Here is a 19,139-nt window from a genome sequence, read left to right as displayed (position 1 = left end):
CACCATCTTCCAATCGCTGTTATCCCCGGATTTCTTTATCTTTCTTATAAAGGTATAAATCCGGGGATAAAGGCGAACGCTCCGCTTTTCCAGATTGGTTCTGCTCTCTCCGTTTTCGTGTAAATTTGAAATTCATTTTAATAGAAATATTTACATCTGTACGTTAAACAGATTTCCGATCTTGTACACGACATCATCTGTATCGGCATTGATGCTGGCTGCTTCGTTAATGCTGGAAATGCTCTCCAAGGCTTTGATGTCGGCGTTGTATCCGATCGTGTAGATTGGCACTTGGTAGGTCTCGACCAGTTCACGTATATCTTTCAGTGTATGTCCCTCGTTGGTCTCTCCATCACTCAGGACAAAAATCAGCGGTTTCACGTTCGGATCAGCCGCCATATAGTCCTCCAGCATCTTCATGGCTACCACGATACCGTCAAAAGTCGCTGTACCGCCTCCTGCTTGCAAGCTATCCACGGACCCGACGAACATGGACTGCTGGTTCGTATCATACTTGGCAATCGGTAGGTTCACGGTTACCCCACTGGAATATGAAACGAGGCCAATACTATTGTCGGTACCGAGATATTTCTGACCTTTGCGAAGAGATTCCTTCAACCGGTTCAGCGGTTCCCCATCCATGCTTCCGGATACGTCCGTAACGAATACGGCAGCGATCGGTTTACTTCCGTTCTTTTTCTCTTTCCATACCTTCTGCGCGGATAATAGAGTTCCCCCATCGACGGTCGCGAGCTCAGACTTGTAATCCTGCAAACCGTTAAATCCGAACTCTTCTGCCGACTTCTGGTACTTATCCTGAGTGACGAATTCAGCGAATTTCTGGATGATTTCCTGTTTGTTCTGCGGCAGCTGTCCCAGTGCATACAGCGGGCTGTCATGTCTTACACCAAACGGGGTAAAAACATATCCGCTCTTCAGGTCTGCGGTGTTGACGTATGTCTGGTATTCAAGCACAAAGGCATCCAATCGGCCCGACTTCGCGGCTTCACGCATCTGAATGGTTGTGGAAGCCGTAAATGGCACATTGGCCTGGAACTTCTCGAAGCCTTCAATCGCTTTTTCCCCCAGCGGATTGGAGCTATCGTACGTGGTCAATGCCGTCACAAGAAAGTTAAGTCCTGTGGAGCTGGCAAACGGGTCGGTATACCCCATTGCGAGTTCATTGTTGGCAATCGCTTCGGTTACCGTTTTGACGTTAACGGATCCGTAGGTATCCACGAGCGAATCATATTTGGCTTTGGAGATTACAATTCCGGGAACGTTGCCCACGAGCCTATCGGATACCTTCTCCGTCTTCACCCCGCTAGCGGCAACCATCTCGCCCCATAGTTCATTGGAAGGGGTATATGCATCAGGTACGTATTTGCCGGACTTGATATAATCGGCTGCCGTACCGGAAGCAATATTACGGATTTTTACCGATACCGGTTGACCGCCAACTGTAATGTTAGCCTTGTTGAATTCTTCACTGACTTCGGTCAACCAGCCATCTGCTCCGGTGCCTGACTTCTCGATGGAAGAGAAGATCTCTACATACTCGTTCGTGGTATTCTCAACGGTAATCGGGAACTTCGAGATATCCGGGAGGGAATCTGCCACATCAACCGGATCCAGATCAATCTGCCCCTTCACGGGTTCAGCCGTCGCTGGCGCAATGTCCGCGTACAACTTGCCTAATTCTTTGCCTGCATTCTCTGTTGTCACCTGTGTACTGGATTTGCCAAAATTCGATGTCAATGTAATTCCTGCATAGACCAATCCGAACACGAGCACCAGCATCACAATTGATATGAGAAAAAACTTCCCCTTCTTCGCCATAAATGCAACCCCTCACTGTCTGTATAATTTGGTGTGCTTGATTAACTGATCAATGTCCTGCATACAGGGCATCTGTTCAATATCCCCGGCTTCAAAGCTGTCCAGGCGTGATATTTCCAGCAGCAGCTGGTCAAGTTTGAGCAGTATTTCTTCATTCGTATGGAGCGAGTCTTTTACATAGGATAGATAGTCGTTATACACTTTGGTCTTTTCCTGAACTAATTTGGGTGGAATCTTGGAGGATTTGGATTTCATTAGGGCGGCGTATTCGGCTTCATCGAACACATGGAGTCTGTTCAGCACGCTTCGAATGTTGAGATACAGCAGCTTCTCCACTTCAAGCGTGACGGAGGCAAATTTCTTATAACTCAGCTCCCCCGGATCGAACCGCTGGTTCAGCACGTTCAGGAGCGTCTCTTTCTTTTTCTTCATCCGGCTCAATTGGGACAATCCCAGCGTAATATCTTCTTCAAGCACTTTAATTCGTCTGTAAAAGGATAAAGCTTCCTCGTAATCTTCATGCGTCTCGATCTGCTTAACCGGCAAGACTACAGGCTGTTTGAACAGCAGGGTGTAACTTCCGTAAAACAGGGCCATCACACTTCCGAACAGCAGGGTAACGGACAGAGCAGTGGAGAAGGCTCCACCACCGAAGCCAAGCCCGATGAAGCCTGGTGAAAATAACAGAATATTGAGGACAACAACGCCGAGGATCAGGCCTAGCCATTTTATGTATTTGGTCATTGTAATCCGCTGACCTCCTTTCTCGCTATATGATGGTCCAATTGTCGATATTTCCCACTAGCGTATATCACTTATTGTACATGATGTGGCCCTGATTCGGTCGATGAATATGGATATTCCTAATATACGTGACGCAAGCTCATCCCATTTCATCGATATAGGGACATGTGGACGGATTTTTGACAGGCTCACTATTAAACCGATTTACGACGGAGGAGGCAAACGAAAATATCCGTTAACGGAAAAATAAAGATTTACAGGTAATACGTGGAATAAGGAGATTGCGTGTCATTTTTTATATAGGACGAGCCGAAAAAAGCAACCAAAAATACTCCGGGCACAGGGCACCGGAGTAACTTGAGTAACTTAAATAATATTCTATTCCAGCCTGAACAGCTGATGAAAGGGTATCGCGAGTTCCGGGAACTTTTTCGATTGAATCATCTGCTCTTCCGTATACAGCCTGCGATCTTGATAGCTCCCATCCTCTAGCGTATATACATGTACAGTCTGGTTGCCTGGATCGACAATCCAGTATTCATGTACACCATATTTCTGATACAAATTAAATTTCTCATTAAAATCCTTTAAGGCAGTCGAAGGAGACAATACTTCTATAATTAAAGACGGTGCACCGTAACAGCCATTTTTGGAGATTTGGTCCTTGGAACAAATAACTGACAGATCCGGTTGTACAACATGATCAGGTGCATCGTATTGTTCATTTTCGCTAAAATACACATCGAAGGGTGCAACAAACACATAGCATTTTTGGTTCTGCAAAAAAGTTCGCAAGGAGAAATGCAGCTCGCCCACGATAAATTGGTGCATAGAGGTCGGTGCCGGAGACATATTATAGGCTTTGCCGTTAATGAGCTCCCATGCTCCTTCCCAGGTCAGCCAATCCTGAAAGCTATAGATACCTTTGTTATCCGGTTTTGCCACACATTCAACCTCCCTGATCCCTAATCGACTTTGTCCTCATTATACCATTGTGTTTGCTGATTTCCATGCTCGGCCTGTTTATGAAATTACAGATTCGGGCTTGCTTCGGGTTGTTCGCACCTCTACAACTTTTCCTGCACACCCACGATCACCAATGGCCTGGAACGTAACTGTCACACTCTCCTTACCGAAGGTAACAGCCTGAGGAATATCATAGGTCGCATAGAACACTTCACCAATCTTGTTCATATGAATTCGCTGCTCACCGACTACAGTTCCATCTACCACAATGTTGAACTCTCTGGTATACCTCGTTCCTTCGCGTTCAAATGGTGAATGATCCCCGCCCCAATAGCCGACGCACAAAACATTGGTACCTGAACTTTCCACGGCCAGTTGGTAGCTGAAATATGCTCCGCTGACGCCAAAGGCTTCCCGCCACATATGCAGCCTGTTGCGGCTGTCCGTGTACGAACCGTTATGGTGCTCTGCACGGCAATTGCTATCCAGATGATGCCCGATCTCATCCTGCTGACCATCCGGCTGCACCCTGTCGATCGTAATATCATTCAGCTCTTTCTCCAGCGCATCACCTTCATCGTTAAACGGCCAGTATACCGTATAAAACTCATGATGCACATCGTAAAACGGGATCAGCTTCACGGGTTCGCCCGTAGACGTGACATCCTTGCTAAGTTCAAACGTTAACGTACCGGCATCCACGACGCTGATCCACTCCCGGACATCCTCCTGCTCCGTCCAAATCACGGGTACCGGGGCCGTCTTCGGATTCAGGGCCGTCTCATCCACAATGGTATCTTCCGGCAGCCCTTCGCTTCCCAGAGCGCCCGCGAGCACAATGGGTCCATACAGGAAGGCGACTTTGTGGGTATCATCCCTTGACGTGTACTGGCGCAGCGACATCGGCAGGGTAATGGTCACGACATCCCCGGCGGACCATGTACGCTGGATGGAGAGATAGCCGGCTTCCATCCGTGTATACGGATGTGCCGTATCCCCGTTGACGGTTGCCGTCATTGGCTCCTGCAGCCATGAAGGCACGCGTAGTTTTAGATTAGCCGAGGCGTTGCCTCCGGTGATCGTCAGGGTTACCTTTTCCGAATAAGGAAAGTCGGTTTCAAGCTTCAGGGATAGTCCCTGTGACGTCCAGTCCAGCCCGGATGCGATATACAGGTTCACATACAGATTCTGTTCATCTTCGAAATAGATGGCCTCGGCATATTTGCCCGGGTTCTCCATCCCTGAGCCTGTGCAGCACCACCACGCGGTATCGTGTGTCCCGTAGATTTTGTAATGGCCCTGAAGGGTTGAGGCAAAATACGTTTTGTTACCTGTATCAGGGTCCTGCGTGCCCAGGATGTGATTATAGATAGCGTTCTCATAATAGTCCATGTAGGCACTGTCCGGGTTCCAGGCAAACAGCTGCTTCGTCAGATGCATCATGTTATGGGTACAGCAGCTCTCTCCGGTTTTGATACCCAGGCTCTCCATGCCCTTCGCTTCATAATGTTCCGCAATGCTCGTGGCACCGAACACATAGGAGCGATGATGAATCGTTGTGTCCCAGAAAAACTCAGCGGCCGTCCGGTAGCTCTCATGCGAATGATCCTGATTATAAATTTCGGCTGCTCCGATTACTTTGGGAATCTGAGTATTGGCGTGCTTGCCTTGAAGGTCGTCCTGCTTATGTTCCAGGGGTCCAAGGATCAACCGATGGGTAAACTTGTTAGCAATCTCAAGGTATACGGCTTTGCCCGTGATCCCATACAATTGTGCAAATACCTCATTCATGCCTCCGTGTTCACTTTGAAGCATCGTCTGCATCTGTTCTTCTGTCATCGGGAGCAATCCTTCTACCGCCCAGTCTGCAAATCGAGTAACGACTTCAAGTGCCTGACCGTTGCCTGTCCGTGTATAGGCGTCAATCAGGCCACGATAAATTTTGTGCACGCTGTACCATGGAACCCAGTATTCGCCGATATTGAATCCACCGATATGTTCGGCCCGGAATGCGATATGGAACGCTTCTTCCGTCAATCCGCCGATATATCCGCTGCCTGTTGCCTGCTGTATTCCCGCAAGTTCGGTGACGGCATAGTCCAAAGTTTGTTTGAGTGTCTTGTTGCCTGTCGCCTGATACGTCACAGCCAGAGCAGACAGATAATGCCCCAGGGAATGTCCGCTGATCGTCCGCGCTTCCCAACCGGCATACCGCTCCTTCTTCGCGGTTAATCCGTGTGCCTCGTAACATGGGGCCAGGAACCGATCGATGTCCAGCGATAACAGGTACCGTTCCCCGACCTCTTGGGATGTTTGGAAAACCCCATTTAACAAATGCACGTGTTCGGGACCCAAAAATCCCTTTTTCGTTTCAATCATGAACTATGCTCCTCCTCATTATGTACAGAATGTTATCGTTCCTGATATCTTTCCGGCATCATACGGAGAGGGTAAAATCCGTTCTACCCACCAGCTGCTGCTCAACCCCCAATTCATACAAACCCTTGAATATCCACATATTATCAAATAAAATACAACTACATCAGACTCATAATCCAAGAAAAGGTGGATAAATCCGTCTTATGCAGAAGCCACTCGAATTTTATCTGTGCGGCAAGTTCATCACGGAAGGCAATTGGACACATATGAAACGGATCATGCCTGTGCATGAGATCATTTTGATGCTGGAGGGAGAAATGTACATTGCGGAGGAGGAGCGGCATTACGTGGTTCGCGCCAATGATCTGCTGTTTCTGAGAGCCGGCCATACCCATTACGGATATCAAGTCAGCGATGCCCCTGTCAGCTTTTACTGGGTTCACTATGACACCTTAGCTGAAGGGTTCGATCGTTATCCCACACATGCGACCATCCCGGTACCCTCCACGGCCAATCAGCTGTTCAAGCAGCTGCTGCATGTCTCGTCCTTCTCCACCGAAGAGGCCGATGCTGCCCTTCTTCTGCTGTTAAAAGAATTGGAACGCAACACAGAGGCTGGTTATCGCCCTCATAATGCGGTTGTTGACCATATCTGCAAGTGGGTTGGTATTCATCTTCATACCGATATCACGGTAGGCAAGATTGCAGAGCATTTTAATTTTAACAAGGATTATATCTCCAAAATGGTAAAACGCGAGAAAGGCATCGGGCTGAAAACCTACATCCTTACCGAGCGGATCAACCGGGCTAAACAGCTGCTGCTCAATACCAATGCCAGTGTTAAGGAAATAGCCGGACAATGCGGATTCTCGGATTACAAACTGTTCCTGCGCATGTTCAAGCAGTACGAAGGCAGTACGCCAACCGAATATCGGAATAACCTGTATTCCACTCAGCTCAATCGTTTATGATCGATGGATTAGTATGAAATCATAAGATTGTCGCATAGACTGACTCATAGAAATTCATGCGTATTCAATAGAATATTTTGATTATTCCGATAAATTTAGTTGTGTTAAGATGTGAAATAACTGTATTTCATCCACCCCATTTCAGAAGGAGAAATTGAAATGACGACAACGGCAGTCACGATTCAACCCGCTTCAGAAGCTGATCATAAAGGGATCGTAGATATCCTCATTGCAAGTTACGCAGAGTACAAGGATACCTTTCAGGATCAACAGCGTTGGGAAGCCTATGTGAAAGACATCGAGGAATCACTGGATAATCCCTACCTCACACAATTGTGGGTCGCCAAAGTGGACGATCAGATTGTGGGGACCGTGCAATTGTTCGAAACGGCACACAATGCCTATCCCAATTTCGAGCTCCCGATTGATTATCCATTCATTCGCCTGCTTGGTGTGGATCCTACGTGGCGGGGTCACGGTATTGCCCGGGAGCTCCTTCGTCAGTGTGTTGCATCCGCCAAGGACATGGGCAAAAATACGGTGTATCTGTTCACGGGCGGGCAGATGACGAATGCCATCCGTTTATATGAACGTTTTGGCTTTGTGGAGGATGAAGAATTCAGTACACGCAGCAGCGGCGGTAATGCCATTTGTTATCGTTACGATGCCTGATTCATATGAGAACACATGCTATTAAGCGCAAGCTATAAACTTCAGTTCAATTGAAGTGATAAAGATGAAAAAAGGCCACTCATCCGAGTGGCCTTTACTATTGGAAGATGCGGCAATGTAATACTGCTTATTAACCGCCGATCTCCACCAAAATTTTCGCATGGCTCTTGTCGCTCATCAGCAGTTCCAGTCCTTCTTCCACGATGTTATCCAGTTTGATTTTCTTCGTGATAACCTGTTTCACATCGAGTGCTCCTTCAGCAATGAGGGAGATGACTTCAGGGAAAATGTGGCGATATGCCAGTGTGGCCGTCAGATTCGCTTCCTTCACCAGAAGATCGAAGAAGTTCACCTGCAGTGGGTTAGGGATGGCTGCAATAACAACCACCTCTCCGCCTTTTTTGACTACGGCTACAGCGCTATCCATCGTAGGTTGCACACCTGCTGCTTCATAGGCAACATCAATTCCGCCAGATTGCTCCAGGATGACTTCCGTTGCATTCACTTTGGCGCTGTTCACCGGAATGGCTCCGAGTTTAGCCGCCAGATTCAGGCGTTCCTCGAACACGTCAACCGCATAGATCGTGGAAGCTCCTGCCGCTTTTGCAGATAGAATGGTCAGCAGTCCAATTGGGCCTGCACCATACACGGCTACCTTCTGTCCCACTTTCAGCTTGCTGTGGCGAACGGCATGGAAGGCTACCGCTGTAGGCTCAACAAGTGCACCTTCTTCAAAAGAAACGTTGTCTGGCAATGGATGCACCATATATGCTTCAACAACAACATACTCGGCAAAACCACCATCCCCATTCAAACCTACGAAACCGAATTCGGTACATTGGTTATAGCGGCCCTGGATACAATATTCGCATTTACCGCAATGATACAACGGTTCTACCACAACACGGTCTCCTATACTGATACCGCTTACATCACTTCCCAATTCACTGACCGTTCCGGCGAACTCATGGCCCAATGTCAATGGTGCCTTCTGACCGGAGAGCGGATGATTCTCACCTTCCTGAATCCCTACACCATGGTGATAAGCATGCAAGTCACTGCCGCAGATCCCCGCATATTCCACTTTAATTTTGACTTGTCCGGATCCAGCAACCGGAACTTCACGTTCTTCCACTCGAACATCTTTATGGCCGTACCATACTGCTGCTTTCATGTAAATCCATCCCCTTTTATTGAGCTTATAAATAGCTTGTCTATATATTATATCGCCGTTCACTTATTATTCATATTTATAGATACTAATGTTAATATTAGTAGCAGTAATGTTAAAACGGAGATGAACCCATGAATCTGGAACAGCTTGAATATGTCGTTGAAATTGCCAAAACCCAATCGTTTTCCGCCGCCTCGGAGCACCTTCATGTTACCCAATCGGCCATCAGTCAGTCTATCCATCGGCTGGAAAAGGAGCTTGGCCTGATCCTGTTCGAACGCTCCCGGCAGGGGACGCACCCCACAACAGAAGGCAAACAATTCATTGCCAAGGCGCTGGACATTTTGCAGCGGGTCGATGAATTGAAATCTCTGAATGTGGAAGCATCCTGCCTGACAGGCGATCTGCATGTAGCGACTTTTCCCAGTGTCATGCACTACCTTGTCCAGACCACTGCCGATATGAAAAGGGAGCATCCTCTACTGAACATTTCCATAGAAGAGAAAGGTTCCATGGAGATTATCGATGACATCCGGAACAACAAGGCACACCTTGGCTTCATTGCCATTTACACGAAACAGCTGCGTGAATTTGACGGACTGCATTTCAGCCCCATGTATTCCGGTAAACTGGTTGTAGGCACCCATCACCAGTCTGATCTAGCCAAGCTGAATCGGGTGACGCCGGATCAACTGAAGGAGCATCCCCTCGCGCTGTACCGCGATGGCTTCATAGAAGATTTCATTAAGGATTTCACATACGATTATGGAGCATTGTCCATCCTCTTCAAGACCAATAATTCGGAAGCGATCAACACGGTGCTTAGAAACAATATAGCAGCCAGCATCGGCCACGACTTCTCTTTCTACCAGAACACATTGTGGAAAGAAGGCCTTGTGAAAATGGTGGAGATTGCCTCCATTGACCAGCCCAAGATGCAAATCGGCTTCGTACAGACCGAGTCCAAGGAGGTTGCCGTTGCCGCCGAACGATTTGCCCAGAAGTTCAGACAGGCGATCGAGCTGGATTATTTCAAGAGTTAATGGATTTGAGGATATCTTTATCTGTTCGTCTTGGTTCACACCAAAAAAGGCACGCCAATACTGGATATGTCTCGCTTCACATCAATTACTGTGTCAGCTTCAATTGGACGGAACTTTGTCGCTGCCTGCTTGAGGTGAAATTGTACGCTATAGTGCAAATAAAAAAACTCCAACTTGTGCGTCAGAGTTTTCGGTATTATTCGTCGCATGATTGGCCCTTGTCGCCGTTATTACCGTCTACTTGTTTCAGTGCAGCCCGGTGCTTTTTCGTTTCCAAATCAGCTTGCCTTACAGGGATAGGCAATCGGCTTTCTTTGTTAATTAATGCCAGGGTCACTTCGGTAGCCGTATTGATATTGATACCATTGCCACAGGAGACGAAGATCGGTTTAACCTGTGAATGCGTTCGCAGTGCACGCCCATAGACTTCACTGTTAATCACAATATCCGTGAATTTACCTGATTCGCTTGCTGGCATCTCATAGTCCGTGTCTTGAATTCGGAGATAACTCTTGGCGATGCCGATGGTAGGCTTGTTGAGGTAAAACGAAGCATGTGTGGCGATCCCCATATGCCGAGGATGCAGATATCCGTTTCCGTCAAACATGACCAGATCCGGATCATTCTCCAGTTGTTTGAATGTATCCAGAATGAGCGGCAGCTCTCGAAAAGACAGATACCCCGCGATGTAGGGCACCTTGATCTCATCCTGCAAGGACTTCGTTTCCACAATCTCATGGGTAAAGTAGTCCACTACACAAATGCAGCACACCGCAAATGTACGGTCTCCATCCTCCCAGTACGCCAGATCGACTCCTGCCACGAGATGGACATCTTCCATGTTGAAGCTGTTCTGCAAGTTAATTCTTGTCACCAGCTCCCGCTGGATCTGATCAAAGGTTTCTTCGTTAAATGATTTAGGGGGTAAAATGTTAAGTTGATTCAATGGGCACCTCTCCGCTGGATTTGTTAAGGAATATTTGTATCTAGTAGGGGAGAAAAACTCCCCTTCATTTATTTTACCTCTTCTGTCTTTCCAGCTGCAGTTGGTAATTGAATCATTGGCGTATTGGATCCACTGACATATGGAAGCACACCGTCCCACTTCTTAATCGTTTCGTATTGGACCAATTGGCTTGTAAGTGATTGTTGAAGCTCTTTATTTGCTTTGGCTTGACCTTCTGCTTCAATCAATAGTTTATCTGCGTTACCTTGTGCTTCCACACGTTTCCGTTCTGCCTCTTTCTTCGCAATTTCAAGCTCAGTCGTTTTACGTTCCAACTCTTGAGATGCCTCAACTCGTTTATCTATGGCTTCTTGTGTTTTCGCATCTGGTTGAGGAACACCAACGGTCACATTGGATACAATGAAACCTAGCTCTTTGACATCGTCTGCGAAACGTTGTTGAACGTCTACGCCAGCCTCAGATGATTTTTCTCCATAAACGTCGATTACAGTAAATTTAGAAATACCTTTCCGGGCAGCATCACGAAAACGTGTTTTCAGATATGTATCTTCAATTTCTTGAATGCTAATGGGTCCAAAGGTATTGAAGATTGAAGACACTTGGCTTGGTTCTACTTGATAGTTGTAAGCAAAATCGATTGTGATGTTTTTTCCGTCAGACGTAGCAATCTGAATATCCTTGTATTCAACGGTTTGAATTCGAATTGGATATTTGGTTACCTTATCAAAAGCACCAACCAACTTCCATCCCTGACTCAGCGTATTATCTTTTACGCCCCCATTTGGTGAATAGACAACGCCAACATAACCGTTAGGAATTCGTGTCACAAAAAAGCTTACCAATACTACTCCTACAATAATCACTAATGCTACTGAAATGGCTCCCACCTTAAACGTCTTTAGATTCTTCATTTCCATTCTCCTCTGGTTTGAATTTGTTGTATCTTTTCAATACTCTTCTACCTACCATATTGAATAGCGGGAACATTAATGACCATAGAATAAATGCTAAGATAAAGACTAAAATTATTCCTCCAATGAATGGCATACTCGTCCTCCCTCTATGGTTGTATCCAAACACAAACTTCATCATTACGTAGCAACTCACACTTTTAGAAATACACTTCTGCTTAAACTCTCCCCCTGCTAATCCTTCGTAACCAAACTTTATTAAAAAATGTTATTACATCCGTCTCTCCCTTCTCCTAATCGTTAACTAAAATATTTAATTCTTCTAATTATATACTTCTATTTTCATATCTGGTTTCAATGATCTCTAAATGCTTCTTGCTGACCAAGGATCTCTGTCTCACTTTTCAACATAGAAAAAACTTGAAAGCGCAAGTCCTCGTTTCGGCGGGATCTCGACTCTCTGAGCCATTCCTTTGCACATAAAAAAACACCCCGGCATACATGCCGAGATGTTTGGTCCATGTAGCGGTCCACACCTCTACTCATCAATTTTACTTCTGCAAATCTTAGACTTCCTGTCCATTCGACTTCCTGAACCGGATCAGGGACCAGATAATCAATACGGCAAGGACACCGAGGCAGATACTGATACTGAATCGATTGCCCTCATCGAATATGAACATCACTGCAATAACACCAAGTGCAAGTATGGCGAGTCCGGTTACGTAAGGGAACCCCCAGACTTTGAATGTCGGTGTGACCGGGTATCTCTTCCGCAATTTTAACTGGGAAGTGGCGATGCAGATCCATACAAGCATCACGACGAACCCAGGCACTGCGAGCAATACACGGAACAATTGATCCTGAGCGAACAGTCCAAGCATGGAGCCTCCGAGCAAAATGACGGAACAAACCAAGAGCGTATTCACCGGACTGCCGCTCCGATTGGTTTTGGACAGTGCTTTGGGAGCCTCACCGCCCACCGCCATGGAATGAAGCATCCGGGATGCGCCGTAGATGCCAGAATTGGCAGCCGATAAGACGGCAGTCACCAGAATAAAGTTCATAATATGCGCTGCTCCAGGTAGACCTGTGGAGGCCAGCACTTGTACAAAGGGGCTGCTCTCCGGCCCGAGCTCATTCCATGGAATGAGACCACAGATGATGAGAATCGGCAGCGTGAAGAACAAAATAATTCGGAGCATGAAATTGCCCACAATTTTCGGCATGACCTTGTCCGCATTTTCCGTCTCCGTCAGCGTCAGACCAATAAGTTCCGAGCCTCCATATGAGAACATGACCACCAGCAGTGCGGAGAAGATCGATGACCAACCATTCGGGAGGAAACCTCCGGCTTGTGTGTAATTTTGCAGATAAGGTGTGTTATCACTTGGAATAATGCCAAAGATCAATGCGGCACCCAGGATGATAAATATAATGATCATGGCAATCTTGATGCCCGCCAGCCAAAATTCAAACTCCCCGAACACCCCAACACTCAGCAGATTGACGAGTATAATAAATGCCGCGCACGCCAGACTTAGCATCCATAACGGCACCTCCGCGAACCAATATTGCAAGAAGCTTCCCGCAGCGATCACCTCAATGACACACACGGATAACCATAGGAAGCAGTACATCCATCCCATAACAAAGGATACCCTGCTGCCGAAGGCTTCCTGCACGAAGTCTTTCATGTTTTTGTTTTTATAGACGGTAGCCATCTCCGCCATCGCAGCCATTACAACCAGCAGTAATAGTCCGGCAAAAATGTACGTTAAAATAACACCCGGACCTGCGAGTCCAATCGTTTCGGCACTGCCTTTAAAAATTCCGGTTCCAATGACACCACCCATGGCCATGAAGCTGATGTGTCTTGGTTTAAGCTTTTTCTGTAATGTTCCTTCTGTCTGAGCCAATTCAAGTCCTCCTGATGTCAACAACGTCTGTAATCTTCTCTCAAGCTTTTATAACATAATTTCCAGTATACCCTATTGTTCATGCCTCAGCACAGAGATTCGTTATGGCAAATTCATTCAATTCACGCGCCCACGCCAAAAAACCAGAACCCTGTCAAGGCAGAATCCTGGTTGATTACCCTTTTGTAAATGAAATTGAAACAACGAGGAGGACTATTCGAGCGGTGATAACTCCTTCGTCATGAATGCGCTATTCGGGTCCAATATATAATCTGCAAAAGGCTCGCAGTATTCGAATCCAAAGTCTTCATACATACGACGTGCCGGGATAAACGAATCCATCGATCCGGTCTCCAGGCTAATACGTTTGTACCCCCGACTTCTGGCAACCTCAATGATGTGAGTCAGGATTTGTCTCGCTACGCCTTTTCGAAGATGGGCCTTGGCTGTACGCATCGATTTCAGTTCGGCATGCTCGGCGCTCAATTCCTTCATGGCTCCACATCCCAGTAATTCTTCACCTTCCCATGCACACCAGAATGTAATCTCAGGTTTCTTCAACCCAGCCAGATCCAATGCATGAATGCTTTCCGGCGGCGAATCTTCGGCCATGCCCAGCAAATGTTCTGCGATCAACCCCTTAACCTGATCCCCACTCAAATCATCCACTCTGATCTCCATAACAACCACTCCTGCCAACAATTTTGGTGTATTCCATCGCTGTATTTAAACTTATGATTCCATCTTACTACCGTGGCAGGTTTACTGACAAGAGATGAAGAAAACCCACTGAAAAGTGTATTGTGATCACCTAAAATTTCCAGTATGATGGGGCTATCTGATTTTTCAAAGGGGCGAAGATATAGAGCCAACCATACAGTTCATTTTCGTACTGAGGTGAAGCGAGCTTCATTTATCTTCAAAGGAGACCAACATGACACTGACAACGGACAACCTGTTTTATAGCAAACGATTGAAAATGACACCTCCACGTGAGGGAGACGTGCAGACGATGCTGCAATGGAATGAAGATCCCGAGTATCTTCGTAATGTGGATACCGATATCGCCATCCCCTACTCGGAGAAGCAATTGGAGGATGAGGGGGAAACGAAAAACAAAGAAGTATACTTCAGGCTCCGGACGCATGATGACGATACATTAATCGGTTTTGTTGTCATTCACAGCATTGAATGGAACAACCGCTGCGGGCAGCTGGCCATCGGCATCGGACTTGCCGAACATCGGAACAAAGGGTATGGAACAGAAGCGTTGAATCTGATTTTGCGATATGCCTTCCATGAGATGAACCTCGATCGTGTGGGGCTGGACGTCATTTCGTATAACGCAAAAGGGATTCGTGCCTATGAGAAGGCCGGTTTTCAGTTGGAAGGACGAGCGCGCGAAGCAGTTTACCGTGATGGACGGCGTTATGACCGCCTGATGATGGGCATTCTGAAGCCGGAGTGGGAAGCACTTAATCCAATACAAATGGAGGATGAACAATAATGACCTTGAATACAGAAGTCACGGAGTTTATCGAACAGATTTCAATCCCCTGGCAAATCACCGTAGCAGGACAATTACGTCAGCTGGTGCATGATTCCATTCCGGACGCGCAGGAGCGCATACAATACAAGAAGCCTCACTTCCTGAAGAACGGTAAATATGCGGCCGTCATCTCCCCTTCCAAGCAGGCGGTGTCCTTCACCATTTTTAATGCGGCTGCTCTTGATCTGCCCGATGGAGTATTTGAAGGACCAGCAGAACGCAAAACGATCAAAATCAAGGAAAAGGATACGCCGGATTACGAATGGCTCGCTGGTCTGGTGACACAGGCATCTGCAGAATTGTAGAAGGATGTACAAACTAATCTATTATAAGTGAGTGTACTATGTTAGACTTGTTCTATTTCAAGATAATATATGTAGTCCTGTAATTTGAATATAATGCTCTTAACACTATATCCATCCGGTTATCGAATCCTAGATTTTGTTTTTTTAAAGCGTAAGAAAACGAAAATAATATACACCAGGTCAATCATGGTGGGCCCTGACCATGCTCGGCCTGGTTTATATAACGATGTTCCCCACATTCATATTAAAAATCAAAAAACTACGAAACAAGCATTTAGTGATATTGTGGCTTCATTGGGGGTGTTGTAATCCTTGTTGTTGAGACTGTGGAGAGTTTACACACAAAATGCTTCGCAGCTCTATCGACTCTCTAGTTCATACACCTCATTGCATTTTTTATTTATCCATTCTACTGCTGATTCCGCATCTTCTCTTAACATAACGCCTTGTTTGCACTTATACTGATAATTTTCTTTTGCCCATAGCAGTATGATCTTTGTATATTCTAAAGTCTCAATTTTACATGTACTGTCCTCTTCATCATCTTCGGCAAAAATGTCTTCAATAGTTGTAAAACGTTCATCTGATTTTATTATGTTTACATTCCCCCCACCTTCGTATAAAGTTACCCTTCCTTTTAATAATTCGAGTAATTTTTCAATTTCATCCTTTACAGTAGGAAAATCTCCAAAAATATCCGAACCTAGTGAATTACTAATCAGATAACCATTCTTTAATGATGTATCTATACCGAAATCCAAAATAACCTCATTAAAATCTTCATTGTATTCAGTTGTATACAAATATTTAATCATGTTTTTATCTCCATTCTCTTTAATACAACGGATATGCTGACGTAATTTTCCCACTTTTTACAACAAACTCAATATTCATTCCTGTACTTGCAGTCCCTCTATATCTATTATTTTTGAAAACAACTTTGTTGTTGAAAGCTATATTTATCTCGTCAATAACTTGCTGCGATGTCCATTCTTTCGGAAAAAACGTTGTCTTTGCTTTCTTCAGTACTCCATCAACTTCTATATTAGCTCTATATACACCATACTCATTAGGGGGATCAACATTCCCAACAATTTTCCCCTTACTATTTGGCATACCTTCATAATGAAATCCAACTGCTTGTCCTTTTATAAGTTCGCCCTCAAAAATATGATTTAACGCGTTGCTCGTTGTTCCTTTTTTGAACGCTTCTGTATTTTTTAAATCATCGAGATTCCAATCACCTTTAACAGTCTCCTTAACAATCTCCTTTTCCTTCTCCACGAATTCTGAAAATTTCGAGGACTCTCTCGCCTTTTTGCTTTCGGCAATGTTTTCAGTGATTCGCAAGCGTTGATCCTGAAAACCATGAAAGCCACCCGTCATATTTCCTGTTCCAGGACGGGAAAACGAATTGATTTTCGCTCCCCCTCCTGTAGACGTAAATAGATTGTGGGGCTTAATCATCGTAGAAGCATACCCGCCACCTAGCATCAATCCACCTACGCCAAAAATGTTAGCCCAGTGCTCACTAGACCAAGCATTCGTTGGAAACGTAGCTTCACGGATCGTACCATGAATACCGAATGTAAGCCAATTCGCTGTATCATTCGGAGAGTCGAACGCTTTATTCGCTCGATCCACATACCCCTGAACAAGACCACTAGGGATGCCGAACGTCCAATAATCCAAAAATCCACCTACACTATCGTAACGCTTCTGATACCGATCATCTGCAGATTGCATAAAAGCTTGTCCCAATTCGACCAAACTGTCAGCAGACTTCTGGAAAGCATTACGTGTATCAGCTGCGGGAGCACTACATTCATCCGGTGGAGGTGGAGCACATCTTGGATCATAGGATTGTACCGTTTGACTATCGGCCATCCGGAACCTTTCGGAATGACTTCTTAGCTCTTTCGATACTGACATGGATAAGGTCACAAAGTTATCCATAACCCGCTGCGCATGAGCAAAATCAGCATAAAAGTTTTCTTTTGTACTTCCATCCCATACACTCTCAATCTCAAACATTCGTTGTTTCAGGTTGTTATTCATCTGGTAAATCTGGTTCTTAGCGGCTTCGAACTGTCTGGATACAGCCAGAAGTTGCTCTGGTGTTACTTTTATAGTAGTCATAGCTTACCTCATATAATAAGTTTCCGTTGTTAAACGAATCTTTCATCTTCACTACAATGGCACAAGAATTCGGCAGCCCGTAGTATGAAATATTATTATAAAAGAGGCACACCGTGAGTAGGTAGCTACTCACGACGTATTTACATAGTCCACTCTTCCCTAATTATCCCCAAATACAATACTACTTGGAACCTATTCAGATCCCAGCCCCCATCATTTAGAAATCCAGTTAAGATTGCTGATACGTGACCGCGGTCATCTGACACGGCTCACATAGAAACATATAATACATGCCCTCGCCATACTCCTCGATCTGCGCCCAGTCTACCTGCCCAACCGCCTTCATGGTTGTGGAGCAGCAGGGACAGACCGGATACGCTGCATCCTGAACCCATCCGGGATGACCGCCAATCTGGGATAGTGACGGTTCCATGGACCACTCACTGCCATGGAAGGCCTGACGGGGCTCTGTCGAAATGTAGAATGAATCACCAGCATCCGGGGCAGGTTCAAACGAGTTTTCCAGATCGATGTCATCCATTCCTACTGGCATGACATTGTGGGAACTCCAGAAGGGCTCCCCTGCTGAGCTTGTCTCCATATAGACCACACCGTAGCAGCTGCAGTTGATGCAAGTTCGAATCTGCAGCTTTTCGGCTTGCCAGGAAACATTCTGCAAGGCCGGATGTCTCACATCCAGAGCAATCAGAGTCGTTAAGGCAGTTCCACACCATGGACAGCTGCTGGCACTTGTTTGAAGCATTTGAATGGGTATGCCGCTTGAAGCCGCAATCGTTCCATCCTTTGCATCACCTTTATATAATGAATAACTTGGGGTGGTGAACAATTCTCTCCGCTTCCCGTCCTCGGTGAGTTCCCACCCTGCTTCGAAGGTGTATCGCTCTGGTTCCACGTTTAACTGATCTGCCCAGGCCGGCGGAGACTGCTTCCACTGCCAGAACTGCTCCACGACTACCTCATCGCCGATGTAGGCTAACATAATCAGGATATGGTTACGATTCTCGTCATCGGTGTGCACCTGCTGCAAGAGCTGCTCCCGCACTTTCGCTGAAGCACTTTTATACAGGATGGCAGGATAGTAGATCTCCTGCTCCAACAACTCGGGAATCTGTGCAACGAGCGAGATATCATGGTAACAGACCAGGTACAGGAGAATGTCTTTGCCGTTATCAATATCATCTGTACGAATCAACTCCATCGCATAGTCTCTCATCTCTTCCTGCTGCTCGGCAGACAGTGACAGGTAGACTTGCTCTTGGGAACGTTCATATGGCACATACTGAATTAATGGATCGCGTACATGAGCTGTATGCATGATTTTCAGAATCTCCACCGGATCATGCACTCCCTCATACAAATTCACGTCACGTCGATTCGCTTCAATGTATTTCCGGCGTTCCTCCCGCTCCATCTCCTGCTTGCAGGGCATGCAGTACCCACCTGTCTTGGCCGCGGTTGCCGGTAAAATCGTATTGGTGCATCCTTCACGAATGCATGGAATACGTTCTGTCATTCCTTTGTGCCTCCTCTGTCGTATGAT

General features: G+C 46.1%; 18 protein-coding genes. 5 read left to right on the top strand and 13 right to left on the bottom strand.

The annotated features are described in order from the left end of the window. Positions 1-150: 150 nt before the first annotated feature. The 4 genes from AC3RCI_RS04445 to AC3RCI_RS04430 form a co-directional block, all read right to left on the bottom strand. On the bottom strand, positions 151-1,839 hold the full coding sequence (locus AC3RCI_RS04445) for a vWA domain-containing protein (protein ID WP_492527635.1): 1,689 nt from the start codon (positions 1,837-1,839) through the stop codon (positions 151-153). 12 nt (positions 1,840-1,851) lie between these two features. Continuing rightward, positions 1,852-2,589: a hypothetical protein gene (locus AC3RCI_RS04440; protein WP_492529796.1), complete on the bottom strand. Its 738-nt coding sequence runs from the start codon at positions 2,587-2,589 to the stop codon at positions 1,852-1,854. A 372-nt stretch (positions 2,590-2,961) separates the two neighbouring features. Beyond that, a complete protein-coding gene (locus AC3RCI_RS04435) occupies positions 2,962-3,528 on the bottom strand; it encodes a Uma2 family endonuclease (protein ID WP_492527634.1) in 567 nt (188 codons plus the stop codon). A gap of 78 nt (positions 3,529-3,606) precedes the next feature. Next, a complete protein-coding gene (locus AC3RCI_RS04430; RefSeq protein WP_492527633.1) occupies positions 3,607-5,928 on the bottom strand; it encodes a beta-L-arabinofuranosidase domain-containing protein in 2,322 nt (773 codons plus the stop codon). A 203-nt stretch (positions 5,929-6,131) separates the two neighbouring features. Here AC3RCI_RS04430 and AC3RCI_RS04425 point away from each other — a divergent pair, with 203 nt between their 5' ends. Beyond that, the gene (locus tag AC3RCI_RS04425) at positions 6,132-6,899 is read left to right on the top strand and encodes a helix-turn-helix transcriptional regulator (protein WP_341173928.1); all 768 of its coding nucleotides are present in this window, start codon (positions 6,132-6,134) and stop codon (positions 6,897-6,899) included. Positions 6,900-7,058: 159 nt separating this feature from the next. Then, positions 7,059-7,571: a GNAT family N-acetyltransferase gene (locus AC3RCI_RS04420; RefSeq protein WP_492527632.1), complete on the top strand. Its 513-nt coding sequence runs from the start codon at positions 7,059-7,061 to the stop codon at positions 7,569-7,571. A 130-nt stretch (positions 7,572-7,701) separates the two neighbouring features. On the opposite strand, the gene AC3RCI_RS04415 is transcribed toward AC3RCI_RS04420, so the two are convergent. Continuing rightward, positions 7,702-8,745, bottom strand: coding sequence for a 2,3-butanediol dehydrogenase (locus AC3RCI_RS04415; protein ID WP_492527631.1), 1,044 nt, complete (start codon positions 8,743-8,745; stop codon positions 7,702-7,704). 131 nt (positions 8,746-8,876) lie between these two features. Between AC3RCI_RS04415 and AC3RCI_RS04410 the strand changes: the two genes are divergently transcribed. Beyond that, positions 8,877-9,788, top strand: a complete 912-nt coding sequence (locus AC3RCI_RS04410) for a LysR family transcriptional regulator (RefSeq protein WP_492527630.1) — start codon at positions 8,877-8,879, stop codon at positions 9,786-9,788. Positions 9,789-9,984: 196 nt separating this feature from the next. Here the strand turns inward: AC3RCI_RS04410 and AC3RCI_RS04405 are convergent, their stop codons facing one another. The 5 genes from AC3RCI_RS04405 to AC3RCI_RS04385 all read right to left on the bottom strand — a co-directional run bounded on the left by AC3RCI_RS04405 (position 9,985) and on the right by AC3RCI_RS04385 (position 14,266). After that, entirely contained in the window at positions 9,985-10,734 is a 750-nt protein-coding gene (locus tag AC3RCI_RS04405; protein ID WP_492527629.1) for an endonuclease V, read from the bottom strand. A gap of 68 nt (positions 10,735-10,802) precedes the next feature. Further along, the gene (locus AC3RCI_RS04400) at positions 10,803-11,666 is read right to left on the bottom strand and encodes a prohibitin family protein (RefSeq protein WP_492527628.1); all 864 of its coding nucleotides are present in this window, start codon (positions 11,664-11,666) and stop codon (positions 10,803-10,805) included. Further along, positions 11,644-11,742 (bottom strand): hypothetical protein, encoded by a 99-nt coding sequence (locus AC3RCI_RS04395; protein WP_492529794.1) that lies wholly within the window; start codon positions 11,740-11,742, stop codon positions 11,644-11,646. Before AC3RCI_RS04395 ends, AC3RCI_RS04400 begins: the two co-directional genes overlap by 23 nt. A 490-nt stretch (positions 11,743-12,232) precedes the next feature. Then, positions 12,233-13,585, bottom strand: a complete 1,353-nt coding sequence (locus AC3RCI_RS04390) for an amino acid permease (protein ID WP_492527627.1) — start codon at positions 13,583-13,585, stop codon at positions 12,233-12,235. A gap of 213 nt (positions 13,586-13,798) precedes the next feature. Continuing rightward, positions 13,799-14,266: a GNAT family N-acetyltransferase gene (locus tag AC3RCI_RS04385; RefSeq protein ID WP_492527626.1), complete on the bottom strand. Its 468-nt coding sequence runs from the start codon at positions 14,264-14,266 to the stop codon at positions 13,799-13,801. A gap of 253 nt (positions 14,267-14,519) precedes the next feature. Here AC3RCI_RS04385 and AC3RCI_RS04380 point away from each other — a divergent pair, with 253 nt between their 5' ends. Together AC3RCI_RS04380 and AC3RCI_RS04375 are read left to right on the top strand one after the other, a co-directional pair. Beyond that, positions 14,520-15,092, top strand: coding sequence for a GNAT family N-acetyltransferase (locus AC3RCI_RS04380; protein ID WP_336781375.1), 573 nt, complete (start codon positions 14,520-14,522; stop codon positions 15,090-15,092). A gap of 5 nt (positions 15,093-15,097) precedes the next feature. Then, positions 15,098-15,439 carry a DUF1801 domain-containing protein gene (locus AC3RCI_RS04375; protein ID WP_492529792.1) on the top strand — a complete coding sequence of 114 codons (342 nt, stop codon included), beginning with the start codon at positions 15,098-15,100 and terminating at the stop codon, positions 15,437-15,439. Positions 15,440-15,798: 359 nt separating this feature from the next. Here AC3RCI_RS04375 and AC3RCI_RS04370 read toward each other — a convergent pair whose 3' ends face one another. From AC3RCI_RS04370 to AC3RCI_RS04360, 3 genes are all read right to left on the bottom strand, one after another. After that, positions 15,799-16,254, bottom strand: coding sequence for a hypothetical protein (locus AC3RCI_RS04370; protein ID WP_492527625.1), 456 nt, complete (start codon positions 16,252-16,254; stop codon positions 15,799-15,801). Between the two features lie 19 nt (positions 16,255-16,273). After that, positions 16,274-17,578 (bottom strand): WXG100 family type VII secretion target, encoded by a 1,305-nt coding sequence (locus tag AC3RCI_RS04365; RefSeq protein ID WP_492527624.1) that lies wholly within the window; start codon positions 17,576-17,578, stop codon positions 16,274-16,276. 229 nt (positions 17,579-17,807) lie between these two features. Continuing rightward, positions 17,808-19,112 carry a DUF1963 domain-containing protein gene (locus AC3RCI_RS04360; RefSeq protein WP_492527623.1) on the bottom strand — a complete coding sequence of 435 codons (1,305 nt, stop codon included), beginning with the start codon at positions 19,110-19,112 and terminating at the stop codon, positions 17,808-17,810. Positions 19,113-19,139 lie beyond the last annotated feature (27 nt).

It is taken from the genome of Paenibacillus sp. MT124, assembly GCF_058792755.1.
The sequence above is the reverse complement of the archived record's forward strand: the minus strand, read 5'-3'. Positions and strand labels throughout refer to the sequence as shown.